17 protein-coding genes are annotated in these 21,117 nt (G+C 70.4%); 10 read left to right on the forward strand and 7 right to left on the reverse strand.

The features are described from left to right. Positions 1-82 precede the first annotated feature (82 nt). The 4 genes from AC5P1B_RS13240 (at position 83) to AC5P1B_RS13255 (ending at position 4,852) form a co-directional block, all read left to right on the forward strand. Positions 83-1,231: a winged helix DNA-binding domain-containing protein gene (locus tag AC5P1B_RS13240; RefSeq protein ID WP_493887169.1), complete on the forward strand. Its 1,149-nt coding sequence runs from the start codon at positions 83-85 to the stop codon at positions 1,229-1,231. Positions 1,232-1,706: 475 nt separating this feature from the next. Continuing rightward, positions 1,707-2,117, forward strand: coding sequence for a roadblock/LC7 domain-containing protein (locus AC5P1B_RS13245; RefSeq protein ID WP_493887170.1), 411 nt, complete (start codon positions 1,707-1,709; stop codon positions 2,115-2,117). Between the two features lie 134 nt (positions 2,118-2,251). After that, entirely contained in the window at positions 2,252-3,409 is a 1,158-nt protein-coding gene (locus tag AC5P1B_RS13250; protein WP_493887171.1) for a DUF6397 family protein, read from the forward strand. A 315-nt stretch (positions 3,410-3,724) separates the two neighbouring features. After that, positions 3,725-4,852, forward strand: coding sequence for an amidase domain-containing protein (locus AC5P1B_RS13255; RefSeq protein ID WP_493887172.1), 1,128 nt, complete (start codon positions 3,725-3,727; stop codon positions 4,850-4,852). 441 nt (positions 4,853-5,293) lie between these two features. Here the strand turns inward: AC5P1B_RS13255 and AC5P1B_RS13260 are convergent, their stop codons facing one another. From AC5P1B_RS13260 to AC5P1B_RS13270, 3 genes are all read right to left on the reverse strand, one after another. Continuing rightward, the gene (locus tag AC5P1B_RS13260) at positions 5,294-6,379 is read right to left on the reverse strand and encodes a winged helix DNA-binding domain-containing protein (protein WP_493887173.1); all 1,086 of its coding nucleotides are present in this window, start codon (positions 6,377-6,379) and stop codon (positions 5,294-5,296) included. 489 nt (positions 6,380-6,868) lie between these two features. After that, positions 6,869-7,696 (reverse strand): 2OG-Fe dioxygenase family protein, encoded by an 828-nt coding sequence (locus tag AC5P1B_RS13265; protein ID WP_493887174.1) that lies wholly within the window; start codon positions 7,694-7,696, stop codon positions 6,869-6,871. A gap of 90 nt (positions 7,697-7,786) precedes the next feature. Continuing rightward, the gene (locus AC5P1B_RS13270) at positions 7,787-9,031 is read right to left on the reverse strand and encodes a carboxylate-amine ligase (RefSeq protein ID WP_493887175.1); all 1,245 of its coding nucleotides are present in this window, start codon (positions 9,029-9,031) and stop codon (positions 7,787-7,789) included. A 341-nt stretch (positions 9,032-9,372) separates the two neighbouring features. Between AC5P1B_RS13270 and AC5P1B_RS13275 the strand changes: the two genes are divergently transcribed. The 3 genes from AC5P1B_RS13275 (at position 9,373) to AC5P1B_RS13285 (ending at position 11,802) form a co-directional block, all read left to right on the forward strand. After that, positions 9,373-10,419, forward strand: a complete 1,047-nt coding sequence (locus tag AC5P1B_RS13275; protein ID WP_493887176.1) for an iron-containing redox enzyme family protein — start codon at positions 9,373-9,375, stop codon at positions 10,417-10,419. Positions 10,420-10,632: 213 nt separating this feature from the next. Continuing rightward, complete coding sequence (locus AC5P1B_RS13280; RefSeq protein WP_493887178.1) at positions 10,633-11,310, forward strand: hypothetical protein; 678 nt, start codon at positions 10,633-10,635, stop codon at positions 11,308-11,310. A 9-nt stretch (positions 11,311-11,319) separates the two neighbouring features. Next, positions 11,320-11,802 (forward strand): CinA family protein, encoded by a 483-nt coding sequence (locus tag AC5P1B_RS13285; RefSeq protein WP_493887180.1) that lies wholly within the window; start codon positions 11,320-11,322, stop codon positions 11,800-11,802. Between the two features lie 98 nt (positions 11,803-11,900). On the opposite strand, the gene AC5P1B_RS13290 is transcribed toward AC5P1B_RS13285, so the two are convergent. Beyond that, entirely contained in the window at positions 11,901-12,764 is an 864-nt protein-coding gene (locus tag AC5P1B_RS13290; protein WP_493887182.1) for an acyl-CoA thioesterase, read from the reverse strand. 71 nt (positions 12,765-12,835) lie between these two features. Beyond that, a complete protein-coding gene (locus tag AC5P1B_RS13295; protein ID WP_493887183.1) occupies positions 12,836-15,349 on the reverse strand; it encodes a DEAD/DEAH box helicase in 2,514 nt (837 codons plus the stop codon). Positions 15,350-15,483: 134 nt separating this feature from the next. Here AC5P1B_RS13295 and AC5P1B_RS13300 point away from each other — a divergent pair, with 134 nt between their 5' ends. After that, positions 15,484-16,275 (forward strand): metal-dependent hydrolase, encoded by a 792-nt coding sequence (locus AC5P1B_RS13300; RefSeq protein WP_493887185.1) that lies wholly within the window; start codon positions 15,484-15,486, stop codon positions 16,273-16,275. 197 nt (positions 16,276-16,472) lie between these two features. Further along, entirely contained in the window at positions 16,473-17,192 is a 720-nt protein-coding gene (locus AC5P1B_RS13305) for a L,D-transpeptidase family protein (protein ID WP_493887186.1), read from the forward strand. 210 nt (positions 17,193-17,402) lie between these two features. On the opposite strand, the gene AC5P1B_RS13310 is transcribed toward AC5P1B_RS13305, so the two are convergent. Then, positions 17,403-18,851 carry a Gfo/Idh/MocA family protein gene (locus AC5P1B_RS13310; RefSeq protein ID WP_493887187.1) on the reverse strand — a complete coding sequence of 483 codons (1,449 nt, stop codon included), beginning with the start codon at positions 18,849-18,851 and terminating at the stop codon, positions 17,403-17,405. A gap of 393 nt (positions 18,852-19,244) precedes the next feature. Here AC5P1B_RS13310 and AC5P1B_RS13315 point away from each other — a divergent pair, with 393 nt between their 5' ends. Then, the gene (locus tag AC5P1B_RS13315; protein WP_493887358.1) at positions 19,245-20,621 is read left to right on the forward strand and encodes an alpha-amylase; all 1,377 of its coding nucleotides are present in this window, start codon (positions 19,245-19,247) and stop codon (positions 20,619-20,621) included. Positions 20,622-20,669: 48 nt separating this feature from the next. Here the strand turns inward: AC5P1B_RS13315 and AC5P1B_RS13320 are convergent, their stop codons facing one another. Beyond that, entirely contained in the window at positions 20,670-21,116 is a 447-nt protein-coding gene (locus tag AC5P1B_RS13320) for a MarR family winged helix-turn-helix transcriptional regulator (RefSeq protein ID WP_493887188.1), read from the reverse strand. Position 21,117: the final 1 nt, after the last annotated feature.

Genomic DNA, 21,117 nt, shown 5'->3' on the forward strand with positions numbered 1-21,117 from the left:
GCGCGTCCGCCGTCGAGCCGAGTCCATCGCCGCACCTGGGGAGCCCGCACCGATGACCCTTCACGCGCCCGACGCTCTGAGCATGACGTGGAGTGAGGTGTGCGCCATGCGGCTGGGCAGGCATCACCTCGCCGCGCCGGCGGCCCAGGGCACCCAGCCCGCCGACATCGCAGCCGCCATGTGCGGCGCGCACGCCCAGGTGCTGAGCGCGGCCGAGCTCAGCATCGGCCTGCGACTCGACGGCGGTACGCGCGCGGACGTGCGCGCCGCGCTCAGGAGCGAACGCACCCTCGTCAAGACGTACGGGCCGCGCGGAACGGTGCATCTGCTGCCCGCCAGGGACCTGCCGCTGTGGACCGGCGCACTGGGCGCCGTCCCCCAGCCGTCGAACCCGCTGCCCCAGCACGCACGGCTGACTCCCGAGCAGACCGAAGAGATCATCGCCGCCATCGCTGACGCGCTGCTCGACACGGAGCTGACCATCGACGAGCTCAGCGATACCGTCATCTCCGCCACCGGCCCGTGGGCCGGAGATCTCGTCATACCCGCCTTCCAGGGCATGTGGCCACGCTGGCGCCAGGCCATCACCGCCGCGGCGAACAGAGGAGCGCTGTGCTTCGGCGCTGGCCGCGGCCGCAAGGTCACCTTCACCCACCCCGAGCGGTGGCTGCCCGGCTTCCAGCCCGCTGACGGCCCGACCGCGCTCGCCGAGCTCGTCCTGCGCTATCTGCGCGCGTACGGACCCGCGACGCCCGCGCACTTCGCGCAGTGGCTGAACGCCCCCCGGCGCTGGGCGGCCGAGCTGTTCGACTCCCTGTCCGGACAGCTGCGCCAGGTCGACGTGGACGGCACCACCGGGTGGCTGGCGGCCGACGACCTCGCGGCCCCGGCGCAACCGCCGCAGGGCCTGCGGCTGCTCCCCTACTTCGACGCGTACACCGTGGGCTGTCACCCGCGCACACTCCTGTTTCCCGGCCGGGCCGCCGAGCGTGCGCTGAGCCGCACCGGGCAGGCGGGCAACTTCGCCGTGCTGCTCATCGACGGCGTCACCGCCGGGGTGTGGCACCAGCGCCGGTCCGGGCGCCGCCTCCACGTCACGGTCGAACCGCTCGACCAGCTGTCCGCCACCGGCCTCCGCGCACTCGACGATCAGGTGGCACGCGTCGGACAGTTCCTTGAGGCTGAGCCGATACTGACGGTCGGTGAGGTGACGGTCGGCGCGCACGCCTAGGACGGGCCCGGTGAGCCGAGCGGGCGGGCACTGGCGGCTGATGACGAACTTGACCGCCCATGTTCGCGATTCGACCGGATCATCACTCAAGGTGACGTTTTCCGTGCGTCACCGCGACGCGAAAGGCAGCATGTCGTCGCTGTGGCGGACACGGCCCGGCTGTCGCGAGCCGGATTGCGCCCCTTCATGGAGGTCCCTCCCGTGGTGAAGAGGACATCGCCGCCGCGGAGAGGGCACCACACTGGCGTGGCAGGCGGGCTGCCGTCCGGGTGGACGGTCGGGATCTTCCCCGTGTGGGTACGTGACTGGATATCGGCTCGCCACAGGACTGTCGTCATCGGCTCAGCCATGTCCGCATCGTGTGCCAAGGCGAGAACAACGGCATGTCAAAGCCAAGGCTGGGTTGCCGAGAAGCCGACGGTGAGCAAGGCTGGCACGGCAGTTACGGGGAATGCCGGACGGGGAGGCGAGGGGCATGGCACTGACCAAAGGGCTCGACTGGCTGCTGGACGACTTGACCAAGCGGATTGAGCACATACGTCACGCGTTGGTGTTGTCGAACGACGGCCTGGTGACCGGAGCGAGTGCGTCGCTCGTCCGCGAGGACGCAGAGCATCTGGCCGCTGTCTCATCGGGCCTGCACAGCCTCGCCAAGGGTTCGGGCCACCATTTTCGGACAGGTCGGGTCCGTCAGGTGATGATCGAGTTCGAAGAAGGCGTGCTGTTCGTGACGGCGGCGGGCGACGGCAGTTGTCTGTGCGTACTCAGTCACGAAGAGGCGGACGTCGGGCAGATCGCCTACGAGATGGCCCTGTTGGTCAATCGCGTCGGCGAGCATCTGGGCGTCGAGGTACGCCAGCAGAGCGGCGCCACGGGCGGGGTGTAGACCACCGGAGGCCCGGCCGCCCAGAGTTATCCACAGGCTCCCCACGCGATGCCTTCCCGCAGCTATGGTCGTCACTGTCAGTGAGGGACCGGCTGGGGGAGGGCATCATGGCGGCAGGGGCAAGGAGCGAGCGGATGACGGCAGGGGCGACGGTCGCGCTCGGCAGCGCCGCACGCGAGCTGGGCTGGAAGCGGCGCGAGATGGAGCTGGCCGTGCGGCTGGGCGAGGTGCGCTCGACCAGTGGCGACGCGGCGACCAGGCGCCGCCCGACAGCGGCCGGTAGCCCGCCTGACCCGGCGCCGACGCCGGGCGCGTCCTGGCGGCGCCGGGCGGTGCGCGCGGAGATCGAACGGCTCGCGGCCGACAGCCGTGAGGCCGAGGCGCTGCGCGCGCGGCTGCGGCTGGTCGGCACAGCCGAGGCGGCGGACCTGATGGGCATCAGCCCCGGCCGCTTCACCCGCCTCGCCCGGGGCGGTTGCTTCAGTCCGGCCCACTTCTACGTCAACCGGTACCGGGCCGTCGTGTGGCTCTACCTGGCCGCGGAGCTGACGGAGTTCGCCGCGCGGGAGCCGGGGCTCAGGGCCGCCCGCACCCCGGAGCGGCTCCGGGCGGCGCTGAGCGCGGGAGTCGACTGGCGAGGCCGGAACTGGCGCGCCCGCAGGGTCGGCCAGCTGCTCACGCAGAGCGCTGACCCCTGGGAGCGGGCCGCCGTCTCAGCGGCCGTGCTCGGCCCTGAGGACCTCGCTGAGACCGTGCCCGACGCGGCCGAGCGGACATACCTGCGCGAACTCGACCCACCGCTGAGCCCGGTGCGCGCCGAGTCACCGCTCCTGCGCGAAGTCCTCGGCCAGGTGCTGACGGCGGACGAGCCCGACGAAGTGATCTGGCATCAGATCGGTCTGGCAACGGCGCTCGAAGAGGCCCGGCCGATCCGCCGCGCACCCCGCCGCGACGATGCCGACGTCCCGCCCTGCACGGCGCGTGACGCGGCCGCTGTGAAGACGGTGCGCGGACACACCGAGGAGTGCTCGGCCCGCGCCCGGCCGCGCGGCGTCTGGGAGTGGCTGACGCGCACCGCGGTAGCCAGGCGCGCCCATGATTCCGGGCGCCCTCACAGCACCGGACGCCCCCACGGCGCCGCACGCCCGCACGACACCGGGCGTTCCCGCGGCACCGGGCGTTCGCAGGGTGCAGGAGGAGGGCGGACCACTGGCCGTCTCCGCAACACGCCCTGCTCCGGCGAGCAGGGCGGCGCCGCCCCAGGCGCAGGGGGACACCCCGCGACGGACTGACCGGCTGACCTCACCGCCGTGCGGGAAGGCAGAGCCCGGGGCTCGCTCACAGAGGGCTGAGCATGCGGGAAGACGGCAGGCGGCAGACGATCAGACCGGCCGGGGGAGCGTGGTCGGCGGCGCCGCCGCCAAGTCCAAGCACCGACCGCCCGCCTGGACATCATCCCAGAGAGCTGGGCTGGGACCGAGTTGCCGCCCTCAGTGAGCTGACCTCGTCGTTTGTCCGCGAATTCCGTGCATATTCCCGGTAACCGGGAGATCGTGCGAAGATTCCGTGCCCTGGCCCGTCCGGGCTGGGGGACAAGGGGAAACATTGTGAATCCAACCAGGCTCAGATCCGCCGTGGGGGCGGTACTGACGGTGGCTCTGTCAGCTGTGCTCCTGCCTGCCACGGCCGCGAGCGCCGCGGCTTCGGAGCCCCGTACGGTGGACAGTGCCACCACCGCGGCCTTCGGCCGCATAGCCGACGCCGTCCTGACCGAGCGCACGGCGGCGCTGCTGGACACGCGGTCGACCCGCCGAATAGCGCCGCTGTCCGACAAGAAGGCAGGCGTCTCGGCGCGCCTCGCGCGTGCGGAGGACACCTCGCTGTCCTCGCTCCGGACCCGTAAGGCACGGCTTGCCGCTCTGGGCGAGGCGTACACCGCCGCCGACACTCAGACGACCGTGGGAAAGACCCGCGTGAAGAACGGGCGCGCCACGGTCTCCGTCACGGAGACCACGACGCTCACCTACAAGAAGATCCGTGGCGACGAGCCGCCGACAACCGGTTTCCAGGCACATCACGAGCTGAGCTTCGCTGCCACACCAGACGGCAGGTGGGAGCTGACGGGCATCAGGCCCACGGACGACGGCCCCAGGGCGGTCAACGAGCCCGGCACGACGCCGTCGGTGGCCGCTGCCGAAGCAGTTCCCGCTGCGAAGCCCGCTTCTACGTCGCGGCCTGTCAGGCCGCAGAAGAAGCCTGCTGGTGCTTACAACTACGCGACCATGGCGTCCTATGCGGAGAAGTACTGGAAGAACTACAACCCGGCCTACCGGAAGTTCAACGACGCCGGTGGGGACTGCACCAATTTCATCAGCCAGGCCCTGAAGGCGGGCGGCTGGAAGCACGATTCCGGCTTGTACTCGGACTACCGCAACTGGTGGTACGACTCCTCGTATCAGTCCCTGTCGTGGGTGGGCGCCAACGAGTGGTCGTGGTTCGCGCTGCACACCAAGCGGACGTCCAACCTGGCCAACGTCTACTACATGGGTGTCGGGGACGTCATGCAGATGGACTTCGACAGGGACGGGTCCAAGGACCACACCATGATGACCACGTACCGGAGCGCGAGCGGCGTCCCGTACCTGACCTACCACTCGGTCAACACCTACCGTAAGTCGGTGGCGAGCATCGTGGCGTCCAACCCGCGTGCGCTCTACTACGCCTACCGCACCTGACGGTGCCCGCGTGGCCGTACGGCATGGCGGCACCGCCCGGCTGACGCCGGGTGGTCCGTAGGCCGGGTGGCAGCGGCCGGTCGGCCGTCGGCTTCTCACGCGCGGCATGACGGTGGGCGGCAACCCGGGTCCTTGGAGGCCCCGGACTTGCCGCCCACCGGAGACCGGCACGACCGAACGCGCCGAAGCCCGCAGCGAAACGGTGCGGGGGACACCGCAGGACACCGTGGGCACAGCGGGGCCTTGCTGACTCCGCGAGGCGGGCACGGTGGACCCCGCAGGGCAGGCACGGTGGGTACCGGAAGACCAGGCGAAGACGGGGGCGGGGGAGGGGGTGGGGGCGGGGCCCCATCGGGGCTCCCTTTCCTGGCGGGACGCGTGTCCTGGCCGACGGCCCGTACGGGCACGGGACTGGGCCCGTCCGTCAAGGACAGCCCCTCCTCAGCCCTGCGGGTGGCAAAACCGCAGGATGGCAGCGCATTCCGCGTCGACCCCGGCCTGGACCTGCGACGACAGCGGCTCGAACGGGGCGACCTGTGGCGCGCGTCCGGCGGCGCGGGCCCAGGTGGCGACGGCCAGCCCGTCGGCGATGACCGTCGGGCGGATGAGGCCGCCACCCGGCCAGACGTGGTGCTGGTACGGGGCGGGTACGGACAGCTCGCGGGTGCGGTATCCCACGAGGTAATCGTCGTAAGAGGGAAGCATGCGCACATCGGGCGCCGCGGGCGCGTCGCGCGGGTCCAGAGGGGCTTCCGCATGGCCGGTGAGCACGGACAGCGCACCGCAGGCGGTGAGCGCGCCGCAGTCGGCCAGTGCCTTCCAGGCTTTGCGGGCGAAGGTGAGCGGCAGGCCCGACCAGACCGCGAAGTCCTCCACCCCGGCCGGGGCATGCGCGTTCAGATAGCGGCGGGCGAGTTCGGTGACGGCGGCGTCGCCCTCCCACTGGGAATCCGCGGCCGTGTTCGGCAGCCAGTCGTCCAGCAGGACGTACGTCGTCTCGTTCGCGCGCTGTGGGCCGTAGCAGAGGATGCCCATGAGCGCCGCGTGCCGGATCAGGTGGAACGCCGCCTGCCCCTTCGGTTCGACTCCGAGAGTGGTGAGACGTTCGGTCAGTTCGGGCCGGGTGAGCGGGCCGTGCTCGCTCAGGGACCGCCGGATGAGACGGTCGGCGCGCTCGCGCAGTGCCTCGTCCAGGCCGAGTTGGCGGTATCTGGTGCCGGTCCCGGACAGGACGCGGGGGCCGAGGAGTCGCAGGACCCAGCGGGCGTCCGTACTGGGGATGGTGTGGAGAGTGCCGCGCAGGAACCAGCCGCGGACGATGCTCCGGTCGTCCTCGTGCGCGGCGCGGACGTGTTGCGCGCTGATGTCCCGCCCGCGGACCCGGATGCCCAGGTCCGCCGCGGTGGTGTCCTGTGCCTGCACGGCGAAGACGCGTCGTACGACTGCCTCCGCCGAGTCCTCCCTCACTCCGCCACCGATGGCCTGCGCGCGGACACGCCTCTCACGAACACTGTGCTGATCTGGCATGGGACAACCCTCCGGCGTACTCAGCGGCGTCAGGAAAACGCCGTGTCGAGGACGTCGGCGAGTCTGGCAATGTGGCGAGCATGGTCCAGTGCTGGATAGCGGGGTGGCGGAGCGGCCGCCGCGTCCCGTCGTTCGCGGCCCGCGCAGACCGGCAGGGCCCCCGGGCCGGTCGTCGCTGCTTCTCCGGCTCGCACAGTTGATCCACTCTAGCCGGGGCGCCGCGCGGCTGCCGCCTCCCCGACCCGGTGACGCTCGCTCCGCACCTGTGCCCTTGCTCTTGCCGCTGCCCCTTCTGCCCACCCCCTTCGATCTTGCTCAGCAAGCATGGGAGGAGGGTCTGACACAGGCCCAACCCCACCCCAAGCCCAAGCCGAAACCGCTCCGCCGACGGCCGCTGTTCTCCAGAGCGAGAGCAGCTTGCCTCGAACGGGCAGGCTCGCGCACCGCACCGCACCCGCCGCACTGCCCCCCGCCGCACCGCACCGCGGCTCAGAGCTTGGGGGCGTAGGGCGCCATGCCGATGATGAGGATGGAACGCTCGCCGTGTCCCGTGCCCTCGCCGAGGCGAACCGGGCCGACGTAGTGGCTGACCCGGTGGTCGTGTACGGCGTAGCCGTCCAGGGGGTCGGTCAGGGTGAACCGTGCGTGGATGGCGTCGGGAGGCAGGTCGTCGGGCTGCTGTCCGGCGCTCTCCGGCGTGGCGATGACGTTCTCGCCGCCGCTGATGTTGTCGCAGCCGACCAGGTGGGCGAAGGTGAAGGTCGCGGACGAACCGCCGTCCTGGTGCAGGCAGTCAGGGGAGGAGACGGCGACCTCCGCGCGGTCGCGCACGGCCAGCTTGATCATGTGGACGCCGATGTACAACGGGGCCCGGTGCAGCTCATCCAGCCACAGCGTCCGGTCGATGTCGCGGTGGATGAGGTGCAGGAGCAGCGAGTTGGCCCTGAGCGCTTCGGGGATGTCGGGCAGTCGGCGCCGCATGTCCGGGTATTCCGGGTTGTGGCCGTCCTGCCAGTACTCGGTCACTGTGCCGTGCTCGGTGTCCGGGGTGCCGGGAATGAAGGACAGCTCCCGGGTCCACGGCAGGTACACGGCGTGTGAGTATCTGCGGAACCTGTGGGTCGCCGGGGCGTAGGGGTCCGGTGGCAGCTGGGCGAAGGCGTCGGTGATCTGCGCCAGGTCCCCGGTGGGTGCGGTCGGGCTCAGGCCGAGGTCCCGCGCCTGGTAGCGGGTGAAACCGAGGCTTCGGAGGTCGCCCGGGTCGGTGGCCGTGTCGCGGGTGGTCGTCAGACTGCGTACGGACGGGGTGTCCTCCATGAGTGCCTCCCAGCGCCCCCAAGGATTCGGGTGATGTCTCCTTGGATCTCCCCGGTACCCCCATTCCCTCCCCATAGGCTCACACACCGCTCAAGGAACGTCCTGACGGGACCGCCATCCCGGTGACTGCGAGGCGCTGACCTGGGGCGCGGCGACCCCATGCGTCGTGCCCCCCTGCACCGCGCCCCCGGGCGGGACACAGCCGGGCGCGAGGGCGGGACCAGGGGTGGTCATCAGGCCCGTCAGGTCGTCCACCACCCCGGTGAGGCCGCCGACGCCCGCCGCCGCGCGCTGGCGGTGTGCCCCCGAGCCCCGCACGTCCAGTCGTTTGAGGAACGCCGTGACCACCTCCTCGTCCCCGTGCTCTTCGAGTGCCGGGCGGATGTGTGCGAGCAGCCGCCCGCCCCGCTCTGGCGCGGGCAGGATGTCGCCGGAGAGCGCGTCGGCGCCCCGGCCCGGCCAGCCGTCGCGGGTCGCGAACCAGTAGGCGGAGCGCAGCAGTTCGCCGCACGAGCGCGGGCCGGGGTCCCCGGCCCGCACCCGCTCGGTCGCGGTCGTCACGAGCCCTCTGACGACCGCTGCGAGTGCCGCGGAGTCCGCCGCGTCGGCGGGGACGTCCATGCAGCGGATTTCCAGGGTCGGCAGCCGGGGATGCGGGCGGATGTCCCAGAACGGCAGATCCGCGTACGGCATCGCGCCCGCTTCTCCCATGGCGGCCGCGTTCCGCTGGTAGTGGTCGAAGGACTCGGCGTACGGAGGCGGCCCGAGACAGGGAAACCGGACCCGGATCACCGAGCGCCAGCTCGCGTACCCCGTGTCCCGGCCCCCGTGGAAGGGCGAGTTCGCACTCATCTCCACCAGCAGCGGCAGCCACGGCCTGAGATGGTTGCCGACCAGGGTGGCGACCTCGCGGTCGGGCAGGTGCACATGGACGTGGAGTGCGGAGATGGCGTAGTCGTCGATCATCGTGCGGAACAGGTCCACACTCGTCCGGTACCTCGGATGATCGCCTACGGGCACGGGACCCGCACCCCCGATGACAGGCGTGCCCGACGGGCAGACCCGCAGTCCCTCGACCGCTGCGGCCGCCGCGACACCCGCCCGCAGCCGCACCAGTTCCTCGTGCAGCCTCGCGGGCGTCGCGCACGGCGGCGTCTTGGTCTCGATCTGGTAATCCGTGAACTCCCCGGAGACCAGGTCACCCAGCGCCGAAGCGGCGCGTGCGACCACCCGCGGCCCGGCGGGTTCCACGGCCCGGCTGTCGGGGCGTACCAGGAAATACTCCTCCTCGACGCCCACCGTGGGTATCCATCCGCTGTCCGGCGCCGCGTCCATGATCCGCTCTCCTCCGCTGCTGCCCATCGCCTCCCCATCGCCTCACCCTTCCCCGCGGCGCCCGCTCTGTCGCGGCGCGCGGAGTAACCGGAAGGCGGTGCGCCGCCTTCAGAGGTGATGCGCTGCCTCCATGGGACAGCGGGGCGGTGGCGGGCGCCAGTCAGGACGCTGGGGAGCCGGGCGATCACCGCCTGTCGCGCGTGGACACCCGTCTTCGGGGCACTCGCTGATGGTGACCGCGCCGCACGGGCGGCCGGCGGCCCCGGTCGGACGATGACCGCTGTGGCCGCTCAGCCGCCCGGGCACGCGCACACGGAACAGCCCGGAGCGGAAGGATGCCCATGACTCTCAGGACCGTCGAACGCGGAGCACCGGCACCGAGGCCGCCGGCCGCGGTGCCCGCCGCGCGCGGGGCGCTGTCCGAACTCGTCAACGCGGTGCTGGCCGGACCGGCCGATGGCGGGTGCGGTGACGCGGCCGAGGCGGCGTCGCGTGAGGTCGTCCGCGCCGATCCGCTCGGCGATGATCTGCACCTGGCCCTGCACACGTGCTACGAGCTGCACTACCGCGGCTACGACGGCGTCGACCCTGACTGGGAGTGGCAGCCGGACCTGCTGCGGCTGCGCGGAGAGCTGGAACGGGCCTTCTACCACCGCGTACGCGACGAGGTCGCGGGCGGCACCGACCTCGACGCGGAACTCGACGCGCTGCTCGTCGAACCGGTGGACGGCTCCGGGCTCTCCCACCATCTGCGCCGCGAGGGCACGTGGGAGCAGGTACGGGAGCTTTTCGTGCACCGTTCCATCTACCAGCTCAAGGAGGCCGATCCCCAGGCGTGGGTGATTCCACGGCTGTCCGGGCGGGCGAAGGCCGCGTTGGTGGCGGTCGAGTTCGACGAGTTCGGAGCGGGCCGGGCGGAGCGGGTGCACTCCCAGCTCTTCGCGGACCTGATGGCCGCGGCGGACCTCGACGCACGGTACGGCGGGTACGTGGACCTCGTACCGGCCCCCACGCTCGCCGTGGTCAACCTGATGTCCTACCTGGGGCTGCACCGCGCACGGCGCGGCGCCATGGTCGGCCACTTCGCCACCGGGGAGATCACCTCGGCCCCCGGCGCGAAACGGATGCTCCAGGCGCTCGACAGGTTCGACGCTCCGGCCGCCTGCCGGCACTTCTACAGCGAGCACGTCGAGGCGGACGCCGTGCACGAGCAGCTGATGCGCCGCGAGGTGATCGGCGGGCTGCTGGAGGCCGAGCCGGAGCTGCGCGGCGAGGTGGTGTTCGGCATCCAGGCCACGAACTTCCTGGACAGCCGGTTCGCCGGGTACGTACTGAGCCGCTGGCGACGCGGCGCCCCGTCGCTCCTCGGCCCGCTGCTGCCGCGCTGACGGCGGCGGACAAGCCATGCGGAGAGTTGCGCGGAGAGTTACTAGTGGGGCGAAAAGCGCCGGTCGATCGCGGTTCATCACCCTGGTCCCTACCGGAGGCGGCAGCGCGCCGCGCGCTGATGAGGCGATGGCATTCGCGCGGATACGGCGTCCTTGACACCGGCCGCGTGCGCGAGCGGATAATGGCTTCCGGATGCGGGAGGGGTCCCGGGGGTGGAAGACCGAGCGTCGCAAGGGTTTCAGAGTGCTCTTACTTTTCTCAGTGCCGGGCTGAGCGCCACAGCGTCGGTCCTTATCGCCCTCGCCGCCCGAGAGAGCGACAGCAACCAGGCGTTCCTGGTGTTCAGCGCCATTTTCGTAGCCATCCTCGGTGTCGCCTGGTTTCTCATGTTCGTGATGAGATCCGGGAGCGGTGAGGCGTCGCCCTCGGGCACCAAATATGATGTCTTTCTTTCCAGTCCCATGGCGTCCTTCTCCTCCAATGAGCAATACGAAGCACACCGTCGGCAGATCCGCCGGGTCATCGAGGCGCTGGAGCGGAACTGCCAGTTCACGGTCTACTACGCTGGCCTGCACCTGCCTGATCAGGGCAGCTTCCAGCAGCCGGACATCGGCGCGCAACGAGACGCGGCGGCGTTACGTGACAGCGCGAGATTCCTGTTGGTCATGCCGCTGCCGCTCGTGACGAGTTGCTATGTGGAAGCGGGGTACGCGCTCGCCCTGCGCAAGCCGTCCATCTACTACCACCACGAGGACGCGCCACTTCCGTTCATGCTGCGGCAAGCCGCGCAATACAGCACCGACTTTCCTCGCTGCAAGAATTACAAGTACTTGGCGATCGATAATATCTTGCGCGACATTGAAGCGAACAAGAGTTCACTCTTCGACTAGGAGTCCTTTGTGTCTCAGCAAGAAAGCTCCGCGCGACTGGGTGCTCTGCTTCGTGCCCGCAGCCTTTCGATCAGTACGGCGGAGTCCCTGACCGGCGGGATGCTCGGAGCGGTCATCACCAGCACCGCGGGAGCGTCCGACTACTACGTCGGGGGAGCCATCACCTACGCCACCGAGTCGAAGGCCCGCATCCTCTCCGTAGCGGAGACGGTCCTCGCCACCGAGGGACCGGTCAGCCCCGCGACAGCCGAGCAGATGGCGAACGGCGCCCGTCTTCTCTTCGGGAGTTCCCTCGCCGTCTCCACCACCGGCGTCGCAGGCCCGACCGGTCAGGACGGCAAGCCCGTGGGCCTCGTGTTCATCGGCGTAGCGGACGGACAGCGCACGGAGAGCCACGAGTTCAAGAGCACCGGCACCACACGTGAGGAAGTCCGGCGGCAGACCGTCGAGCAGACCCTCGCCCTCCTGATCGAGCACCTGGAGAAGGAGTAGCAGGCCGCCGTGCGGCGGAGTGCCACACGGCGGCGCCTCTCCGGCAACGGGACGCCGCGAGACGCCGCCGGTCGGCGCGGTGGCCGCCTGCGAACGGGTCAGGCGTGCTTGCGGAAAAGCCCCTCCTGTACCACGGAGACCAGCAGCTTGCCCTCGCGGTCGAAGATCTGCCCGCGTGCCAGACCTCTCGCGCCCGTCGCGATGGGGGACTCCTGCTGGTACAGGAACCACTCGTCGGCACGGAAGGGCCGGTGGAACCACATGGCGTGGTCCAGTGACGCCATGTCGAAGCCACGGGGTCCCCACAGCGGCTCGACCGGCAGGCGCACCGCGTCGAGCAGTGTCATGTCGCTGGCGTACGTCAGGGCGCAGGTGTGCACGAGCGGGTCGTCCCCGAGCGGCCCCACCGCCCGCATCCACACCCCGCTGCGCGGCTCCGCGTTCTCCAGGTCCTCCGGCGTCCAGCGCAGCGGCTCGACGTACCGGATGTCGAACGCCTGGCGCCGCTCCATGCGGCGCAGCGCTTCGGGGAGTTCGCCCAGGTGCTCGCGGATCGCGTCCCCGAGTCGCGGGAGAGTTTCAGGGGCGGGGACCTCCGGCATGGGCACCTGGTGGTCGAAACCCGGTTCCGGCTGATGGAACGAGGCCGTCAGGTTGAAGATCGTCCGGCCCTGCTGGACGGCGACGACCCGCCGCGTCGTGAAGGAGCGCCCATCCCGTACCCGCTCCACCTGGTACACGATCGGCACCCCGGGGATGCCGGGACGCAGGAAGTACGCGTGCAGGGAGTGCACGGGACGGTCGCCGTCCGTCGTCCGTCCGGCCGCCACCAGCGCCTGGCCCGCCACCTGCCCGCCGAAGACCCGCTGAAGCGACTCGTCGGGGCTGCGGCCACGGAAGATATTGGCTTCGATCCGCTCCAGGTCGAGGAGGTCGACCAGGCGCTCGGCCGGGTTGGTCATAGAGGGTGCTCCTTTGTCGGCAGGGCTGCGCCCCGGTGCTCAGCTGCCGTACGCGGACGGCGCCTGGGAGGCTACAACTGGCCCACGTCGGTCACGCGTACCACCGCGCGGCTCTCCTCGTCGGAAGCCGCCAGGTCCACCTCGGCGGAGATGCCCCAGTCGTGGTCGCCGTTGGGGTCGGCGAACGTCTGGCGCACCCGCCACAGGCCGTGCTCCGGCTGCTCCTCGATGCTCAGCAGCTTCGGGCCGCGCGCGTCGGGGCCGGTGCCCAGCTCGTCGTACTCCTCCCAGTACGCGTCGAGCGCCGCACCCCAGGCGTCCGCGTCCCAGCCCGAGTCGGCGTCCATCTCGCCCAGCTCCCTGACGTTGTCCAGAGCGGCGAGCTCCACCCGGCGGAACAGCGCGTTCCGCACCAGGACCCGGAAGGCTCGGGCGTTCGTGGTGACGGGCCTGACCTGATCGGCCCGCTCCTGGGCCTCCTCCGCGGACTCCACCTCGGGGTTGGCGAGCTGCTCCCACTCGTCGAGGAGGCTGGAGTCGACCTGCCGCACCATCTCGCCGAGCCAGGCGATCAGGTCCTCGAAGTCGTCCGACTTCAGGTCGTCGGGGACGGTGTGGTCCAGGGCCTTGTACGCGCTGGCGAGGTAGCGCAGCACGATGCCCTCGGTCCTGGCCAGATCGTAGAAGGCGGTGAACTCGGTGAACGTCATGGCGCGTTCGTACATGTCGCGGATCACGGACTTGGGCGACAGCGGGTGGTCGCCGACCCACGGGTGGCTCGTGCGGTACAGCCCGTAGGCGTGCGAGAGCAGCTCGTCCAGCGGTCGCGGGTAGGTGACGTCCTGAAGCAGCTCCATCCGCTCCTCGTACTCGACGCCGTTCGCCTTCATCTCCGAGACGGCCTCGCCACGGGCCTTGTTCTGCTGGGCCGCCAGGATCTGCCGTGGGTCATCCAGCGTCGACTCGACGACCGAGACCATGTCCAGCGCGTACGAAGGGGACTCCGGGTCCAGGAGCTCGAAGGCGGCGAGCGCGAACGTCGACAGCGGCTGGTTCAGTGCGAAGTCCGACTGAAGGTCCACCGTCAGTCGTACGATCCGCCCCTCGGCGTCCGGCTCCGGCAGCCGTTCGACCACGCCGCCGTCCAGCAGCGAACGGTAGATCGCGAGCGCGCGGCGGATGTGGCGCAGCTGGTTCTTGCGCGGCTCGTGGTTGTCCTCAAGCAGCCGACGCATCGCGTCGAAGGCGTTCCCCGGCCGGGCGATGACCGACAGCAGCATGGCGTGCGTGACCCTGAACCGGGAGGTGAGCGGCTCAGGATCGGCCCCGATCAGCTTCTCGAAGGTGTTCTGCCCCCAGTTCACAAAGCCTTCCGGGGCCTTCTTGCGGACCACCTTGCGGCGCTTCTTCGGGTCGTCCCCGGCCTTCGCCAGCGCCTTCTCGTTCTCCACGACGTGCTCCGGCGCCTGCGCGACGACGAGCCCCGCCGTGTCGAACCCGGCCCGCCCCGCGCGGCCCGCGATCTGGTGGAACTCGCGGGCCCGCAGCGTCCGCACCCGCTGCCCGTCGTACTTCGTGAGCGCCGTGAACAGCACGGTCCTGATGGGGACGTTGACGCCGACACCCAGCGTGTCCGTACCGCAGATGACCTTGAGCAGCCCGGCCTGCGCCAGCCGCTCCACCAGCCGCCGGTACTTGGGCAGCATCCCCGCGTGGTGCACGCCGATCCCGTGCCGGACGTAGCGCGAGAGATTGCGGCCGAACTTGGTCGTGAAGCGGAAATTTCCGATCAGCGCCGCGATCTCGTCCTTCTCGGTACGCGTACACATGTTGATGCTCATCAGCGCCTGCGCCCGCTCCACGGCGGCGGCTTGCGTGAAGTGCACGATGTAGACGGGCGCCTGGCGCGTGTCCAGCAGCTCCGTCAGCGTCTCGGTCATGGGCGTCGTGCGGTACTCATAGCTCAGCGGCACGGGCCGGGTGGCCGACCGCACCACGGCGGTGGACCGGCCTGTGCGGCGGGCGAGGTCCTCCTCGAACCGCTTGACGTCGCCCAGGGTCGCCGACATCAGCACGAACTGCGCGCGCGTGAGTTCCAGCAGCGGAATCTGCCAGGCCCAGCCCCGGTCCGGCTCGGCGTAGAAATGGAACTCGTCCATCACCACCTGGCCGACATCCGCGTTCTCGCCGTCCCGCAGCGCGATCGACGCCAGGACCTCGGCCGTGCAGCAGATGATGGGGGCGTCACCGTTGACGGACGCGTCACCGGTGAGCATGCCGACGTTCTCCGTGCCGAACATCTTGCACAGCTCGAAGAACTTCTCCGAGACGAGTGCCTTGATCGGCGCGGTGTAGAAGGTGACCTCGTCGCGCGCCAGAGCCGCGAAATGCGCCCCTGCCGCGACCAGGCTCTTCCCGGAGCCGGTCGGCGTGGACAAGATCACGTTCGCCCCGGAGACCACTTCGATCAGCGCCTCTTCCTGGGCGGGATACAGCGAGATACCCCGCTCCTCCACCCAGGTCGAGAACGCCTCGAACAGGGCATCAGGGTCGGCGTTGCTCGGCAGCTGATCGATAAGAGTCACGCCCCCATACTGCCTGGTTTTCCCCAGGGGCTGGGAACCGGCCGTACGGAACAAGATCGTCCGCCGCTAGGCTGTGCCGAGCCGAACAGACCAACACCCGTCAAGGCGCGGGCGAGCAGGGGCGGGGAACGACGATGATGGGACCGGCGCATTCGCTGTCCGGAGCGGCAGCCTGGCTGGGGGTGGGGGCGGCGACCGGGGCCGCTGGTCATCCGATGCCCTGGCCGGTGCTGGTCGTCGGGGCGCTGATCTGCGCCGGAGCCGCGCTCGCACCGGACCTCGACCACAGGTCCGCGACGATATCCCGCGCCTTCGGACCCATCTCCCGCGGCCTGTGCGAAGTGATCGACAAGCTCTCGCACGCGGTGTACACGGCGACCAGGAAAGCGGGCGACCCTCGTCGTACGGGAGGTCACCGGACCCTCACCCACACCTGGCTCTGGGCGGTGATGATCGGCGGCGGCACCTCGGTGCTCGCCCTGACCGGCGGCCGCTGGGCGGTGCTCGGCATCCTGTTCGTGCACATGGTGCTCGCTGTGGAGGGCCTGCTGTGGCGGATGGCCAGGGTCTCCAGCGACGTACTGGTCTGGCTGCTCGGGGCGACCAGCGCCTGGATTCTCGCCGACGTGCTCAACAAGCCGGGCAACGGATCGGACTGGCTGTTCACCGGAGACGGCCAGGAGTACCTCTGGCTGGGGCTGCCCATCGTGCTGGGCGCGCTCGTCCACGACATCGGTGACGCTCTGACCGTGTCCGGCTGCCCGATCCTGTGGCCGATACCGGTCGGCCGCAAGCGGTGGTATCCGATCGGCCCGCCCAGGGTGATGCGCTTCCGCGCGGGCAGCTGGATCGAGTTGAAGGTGCTGATGCCGGTCTTCATGCTCCTCGGCGGCGTGGGCGGCCTCGGGGCTCTCGGTTTCCTCTGACATTTTCCGCCGTTGAGGCGTGACCTGTGCCGGGTCACGCCCCGCGCACTCGCGCACGCCCGCGTGGGCCACGGCGGTCGGTGCGTTTCCCGTGACAAGGGGGCGGCAAGGCTCCCTCGCTACGCGGCCGAGCCCGTCGGCGGTCCGGGCCGGTACCTGGGCCGCGTGCCCGCGCGCGGGGTGCGACGATGGGGCTCATGCGGATAAGCGGCACTGTGCGTGGGGCGGCCCTGGCCGTGGTGGTGGCCGGCCTGCTGGTCGGCTGTGACGGCGTCAAGGACAGCAGCGGGAAGCGGGACGGCGCCACCAAGGGGTCGGCGCCCCGTGCGGATGATCCGCGGCGTATCCCCGACGTGGGGGACAAGCTGGCGGCCAAGATCCCCAGCCGGACCCGGCAGGTGGTCGCGGTGTACGGCGACGGAGTGAACGATGAGGACGCCACCGTCGTGTTCTACGCCAAGCACGGCGACTCCTGGAAGCGGGACCGCGCCTGGCCCGCCCACAACGGGAGGCGCGGTTGGACGACCGACCACCGCGAGAACGACAAACGCAGCCCGGTCGGTGTGTTCTCGCTCAGCGACGCGGGAGGCGTGCTGCCCGATCCCGGCGCCCGGTTGCCGTACCACCAGGGGGCGGCGTTCGCCGCGCCGCACTACTGGCCCAAGACGCACTGGAACGACTTCGACTACGTCGTCGCAGTCGACTACAACCGCGTCAAGGGCGTCTCACCGCTGGACCCGACCCGCCCCCAGGGGCAGCGGAAGGGCGGCAGCATCTGGCTGCATCTCGACCATGGAAGCGGCACCTCGGGATGCGTCAGCCTGCCGAAGGCAGGAATGAAGTACCTGCTCAAGACGCTCGACCCGGCGCGCCACCCGGTCGTGGTGATGGGCGACGAGGCCAACCTGGCGAAGTGACGGGCTTCCCGGCGGCCGCGCCGTAACACTTCCCCGGGCGGGCGGGCGGGCGGTCGGTCGCGAACGGACCGGCAGGTGGACGGGTGTGCTCATCCGCGTGCTCGTGCCCGCCAGCGGGCGGAGACTCCCCGGTCACGAGGAGGCCCCGCCCGCCCGGTCAGCCGCTCGTGGCACGCCTCCGGCACGGGCTCATGCCGGAGGCGTCGCGCGTTACGCGGCGGGCTTCTCCGAATCGATGCCAGGACGCGGTTTCTTCCACAGCCCGCGCGTGAAGTCGGGGATTTCCTGCGGGGCGCCCTTGGCCCTGATGGACGCGTTGCTGAGCGGCACCGGGGCGGTCCACGTGGCCGCGTCGTACACGTCGAAGTCCGGCACCAGTCCGAGCCGCATGCACTGGATCAGCCGGAACAGCATGATGTAGTCCATTCCGCCGTGCCCGCCCGGGGGATTGGCGTGCTCCTTCCAGAGCCAGTGGTCCCACTTCGCGTATTTCGAGAAGTCGCCCCACTCGTCGTCGTTCATATCCGGTTCGAGGTAGATCCGTTCCGGATAGTCCTCGAAGACGCCCTTCGTGCCGCCGAGGATGTTGAGGCGGCTGTACGGATGAGGATTGGAGACGCAGTGCTCCAGCCGGATCACGCGACCCTTCGCCGTCTGCACGAGGCTGATCGACATGTCGCTCTCGATGTACGACTCCTTCCAGCTCGGGTCGCCCGGCGGCATGTTCTGCTCCCGGTAGGCGGCCAGCCCCAGCGAGGGAGAGCCGAAGGTGCTGATGCGGACGGCACGGTCACCGCGGTTGACGTCCATGTAGTTGGCGACGGGCCCGAAACCGTGGTTCGGGTAGAGGTCGCCGCGCAGCCGGGTGTGCCACAGCCGCCGCCATGGACCCTCGTAATACGTGGGTGAGAACATCAGCCCGCGCAGGTCGTGAATGTACGCTCCGGCGCCGTGCAGCAGATCGCCGAACAGGCCCGCGTGCGCCATCCGCAGCACGCGCATCTCGTTCCTGCCGTACGCGCAGTTCTCCAGCTGCAAACAATGCCGCCGGGTCCGCTCCGAAAGATCGACCAGCTCCCACAACTGGCGCATTTCCATAGCCAGGGGACACTCCACGCCAACATGCTTTCCGTTGAGCATCGCCGACTTGGCCATCTCGTAGTGCCAGTCCCACGGCGTCGCCACATAGACGAAGTCGAGGTCGGAGCGCTTGCACAGATTCTCGAAGTCGTGGTCGTTCTTGGTGTAGACAGCCGGGGCGGGCTGACCGGCGGCCGTGACCTTCTTGGCGGCCTTCTCGGTCTTCTCCCGCACCGGGTCGCACAGCGCGACGACCCTGACGCCCGGCAGCGCCAGGAACAGGTCGATCATGCTGCCGCCGCGCTCGCCGAGGCCGATGATGCCCACCCGTACGGTGGCCCGTCCCTCGAACGGCACGCCGATCATGGTCTTGCCGCGCTGCTTGGGCGCGGCGGCGGCCTCCGCGGGCGCCTCCTCGGTGCCTGCCGCGCCGGCGGCACCCGTACCCAGGGCGCCCAGGCCGAGCCCGGCTCCGGCGACGCCCGCGGTCCACAGCACCGAACGGCGGCTGGGGGAGGGGCCGTCGGGGGTATCTGTGCTGGCCGGATCGGTCGGGTTGGGGGGTGTTGCCTCGTTCATCGAGCCTCCTGGAGAGCTGACGGCGCGTGGCGTACGGAAGCCGTGTCTGGACCCTGGCTCGTGCGCGGCGTGTGACACAAGAGAGCGGAATTGGACTCTTGGGGCGAGGAGTTGGACTTCTGTGTCAGCCGGATGCCAGCCGAGGATCAGCCGGGGGCGGGCGCCAGGCGGGCAGGCACCGGTGGCAAGGAGTTTCTGAAAGTTCATGGAAATTCTTACTCGCCTCTTGACGTGCTCATCGCACGGCAGGCACGCTCCACTGCGAGGTCGCCGCCGCGCGGCGGGCGACCTCGCCTCCCCCCACCCGGCGGCCTGGCGCGTGGCTGCCTTCGAACGGCACCTGGATGGGTGCCCGCATGTCGAAGGAGCCGCTCTGTGCGCTGTTCACCCCGAATGCTCGGCGGAACGCTGGCCGTCATCCTCACCGCGACCGGGTCGGCCGCTCTCGCCCCCGCGCAGTCGCACGCGGCACCGCCCGGCGAGAAGACCGTGACCGCCACGCTCTTCGAGTGGAAGTACGACGCCGTCGCCAGGGCCTGCACCGACTCGCTCGGGCCCGCGGGCTACGGCTATGTGGAGGTCTCCCCGGCCACCGAACACATCGAGGGGGCGCAGTGGTGGACCTCGTACCAGCCGGTGAGCTACCGCATCGCCGGGCGGCTCGGGGACCGCGACGCCTTCAAGGCGATGGTGGGCGCCTGCCACGAGGCGGGCGTGAAGGTGATCGCCGACGCGGTCGTCAACCACATGTCCGCCGGGTCGGGGACGGGCACCGGCGGCACCGCCTACACCAAGTACGACTACCCGGGCACCTACCAGGACCGTGACTTCCACGGCTGCCGCGAGGACGTCAGCGACTACCGCGACCGCGAGAACGTCCAGAACTGCGAGCTGGTCGGCCTGGCCGACATCGACACCGGCTCTGACACCGCCCGTACGGCCATCGCCCGCTATCTGTCGGACCTGCGGTCGCTGGGCGTCGACGGCTTCCGGATCGACGGGGCCAAGCACATGGCGGCCGGTGACCTGGCGGCCATCAAGGCGAAGATGGCGGACCCCGGGCACTGGATCTCGGAGGTCATCGACCACGGCGGTGAGGCCGTCACGGCGGACGAGTACACGGGCCTGGGCGACGTCGACGAGTTCCGGTTCGGCGGACACCTCAAGACGGCCTTCCAGGGCGGGTCGCTCGCCGGGCTGCGCTCCGTCGGCGAAGGCAAGCTGCCCGGGCGGTCGGCGCGGACCTTCGTCGACAACTGGGACACCGAGCGGAACGGCTCCTCGCTGACCTACAGGGACGGCGCGGCCTACACGCTGGCCAACGTCTATCTGCTGGCCGCCGAGTACGGCTCACCGAACGTCTTCTCCGGCTACGAGTGGTCCGACAAGGACGCGGGGCCTCCCGGGGGCGGAGCGGCCGTCTGCGGCGCCGACGGCTGGACCTGCAACCACGCCAAGCCGGAGATCGTGGGCATGGTCGGCTTCCGCAACGCCGTGGCCGGAGCGGAACAGCGTGACTGGTGGGACAACGGCGGCACGGCCATCGCCTTCGGGCGCGGGGACAAGGGATTCGTCGCCCTCAACAACGGCGATGACGCACTGCGGGAGAGCTTCACGACGTCGCTGCCCGCGGGCACCTACTGCGATGTCGCCGAGGCCGCGCCCGGCGACTGCGCGGGCAGCACGGTGACCGTGGACGAGGACGGCACGGTCCAGGCCACCGTCGCGGCGAAGTCCGCTCTCGCGCTGCACGTCGGAGCCAGGAGCTGAGCCCCCCCGCACCGCGCTCGCGGCGAGCCCTGCTGAGCTCCATCCGGCTCAGCAGGGCTCGCCGCGGTCGGTGCAGCCGGCGAGGGTGCCCAGCAGTCCGCCGAGGAGTTCGCGCTGCTCCTCGGTCAGCGGCGCCAGGATGTCCTCCGCCGCGGACCGCCGTGCGTGGCGCAGCGCGCGGAGGGCGGCCCGCCCGGCGTCCGTCAGCTCGATCCGCACGACCCGCCGGTTGAGCGGGTCGGGCGCGCGGCGCACGATGTCGCCGGCCTCCAGAGCGTCCACCAGCGTGGTCACGGCGCGCGGGACGACCTCAAGGCGCTCCGCCAGGTCGGCCATGCGCGGCGGCTCGTCGTACGTCGCGACGGTACGCAGAAGCCGGGCCTGGGCGGGGGTGATGCCCAGTGGCTCCAGATAGCGCTTCTGGGCGCGGTGCAGCCTGCGGGTGAGGCGCAGCAGCTGTTCGGCGAGCTGACCGGAGGTATCGGTGGCGGGCATG

The sequence above is a fragment of the Streptomyces sp. A01 genome, assembly GCF_059026195.1.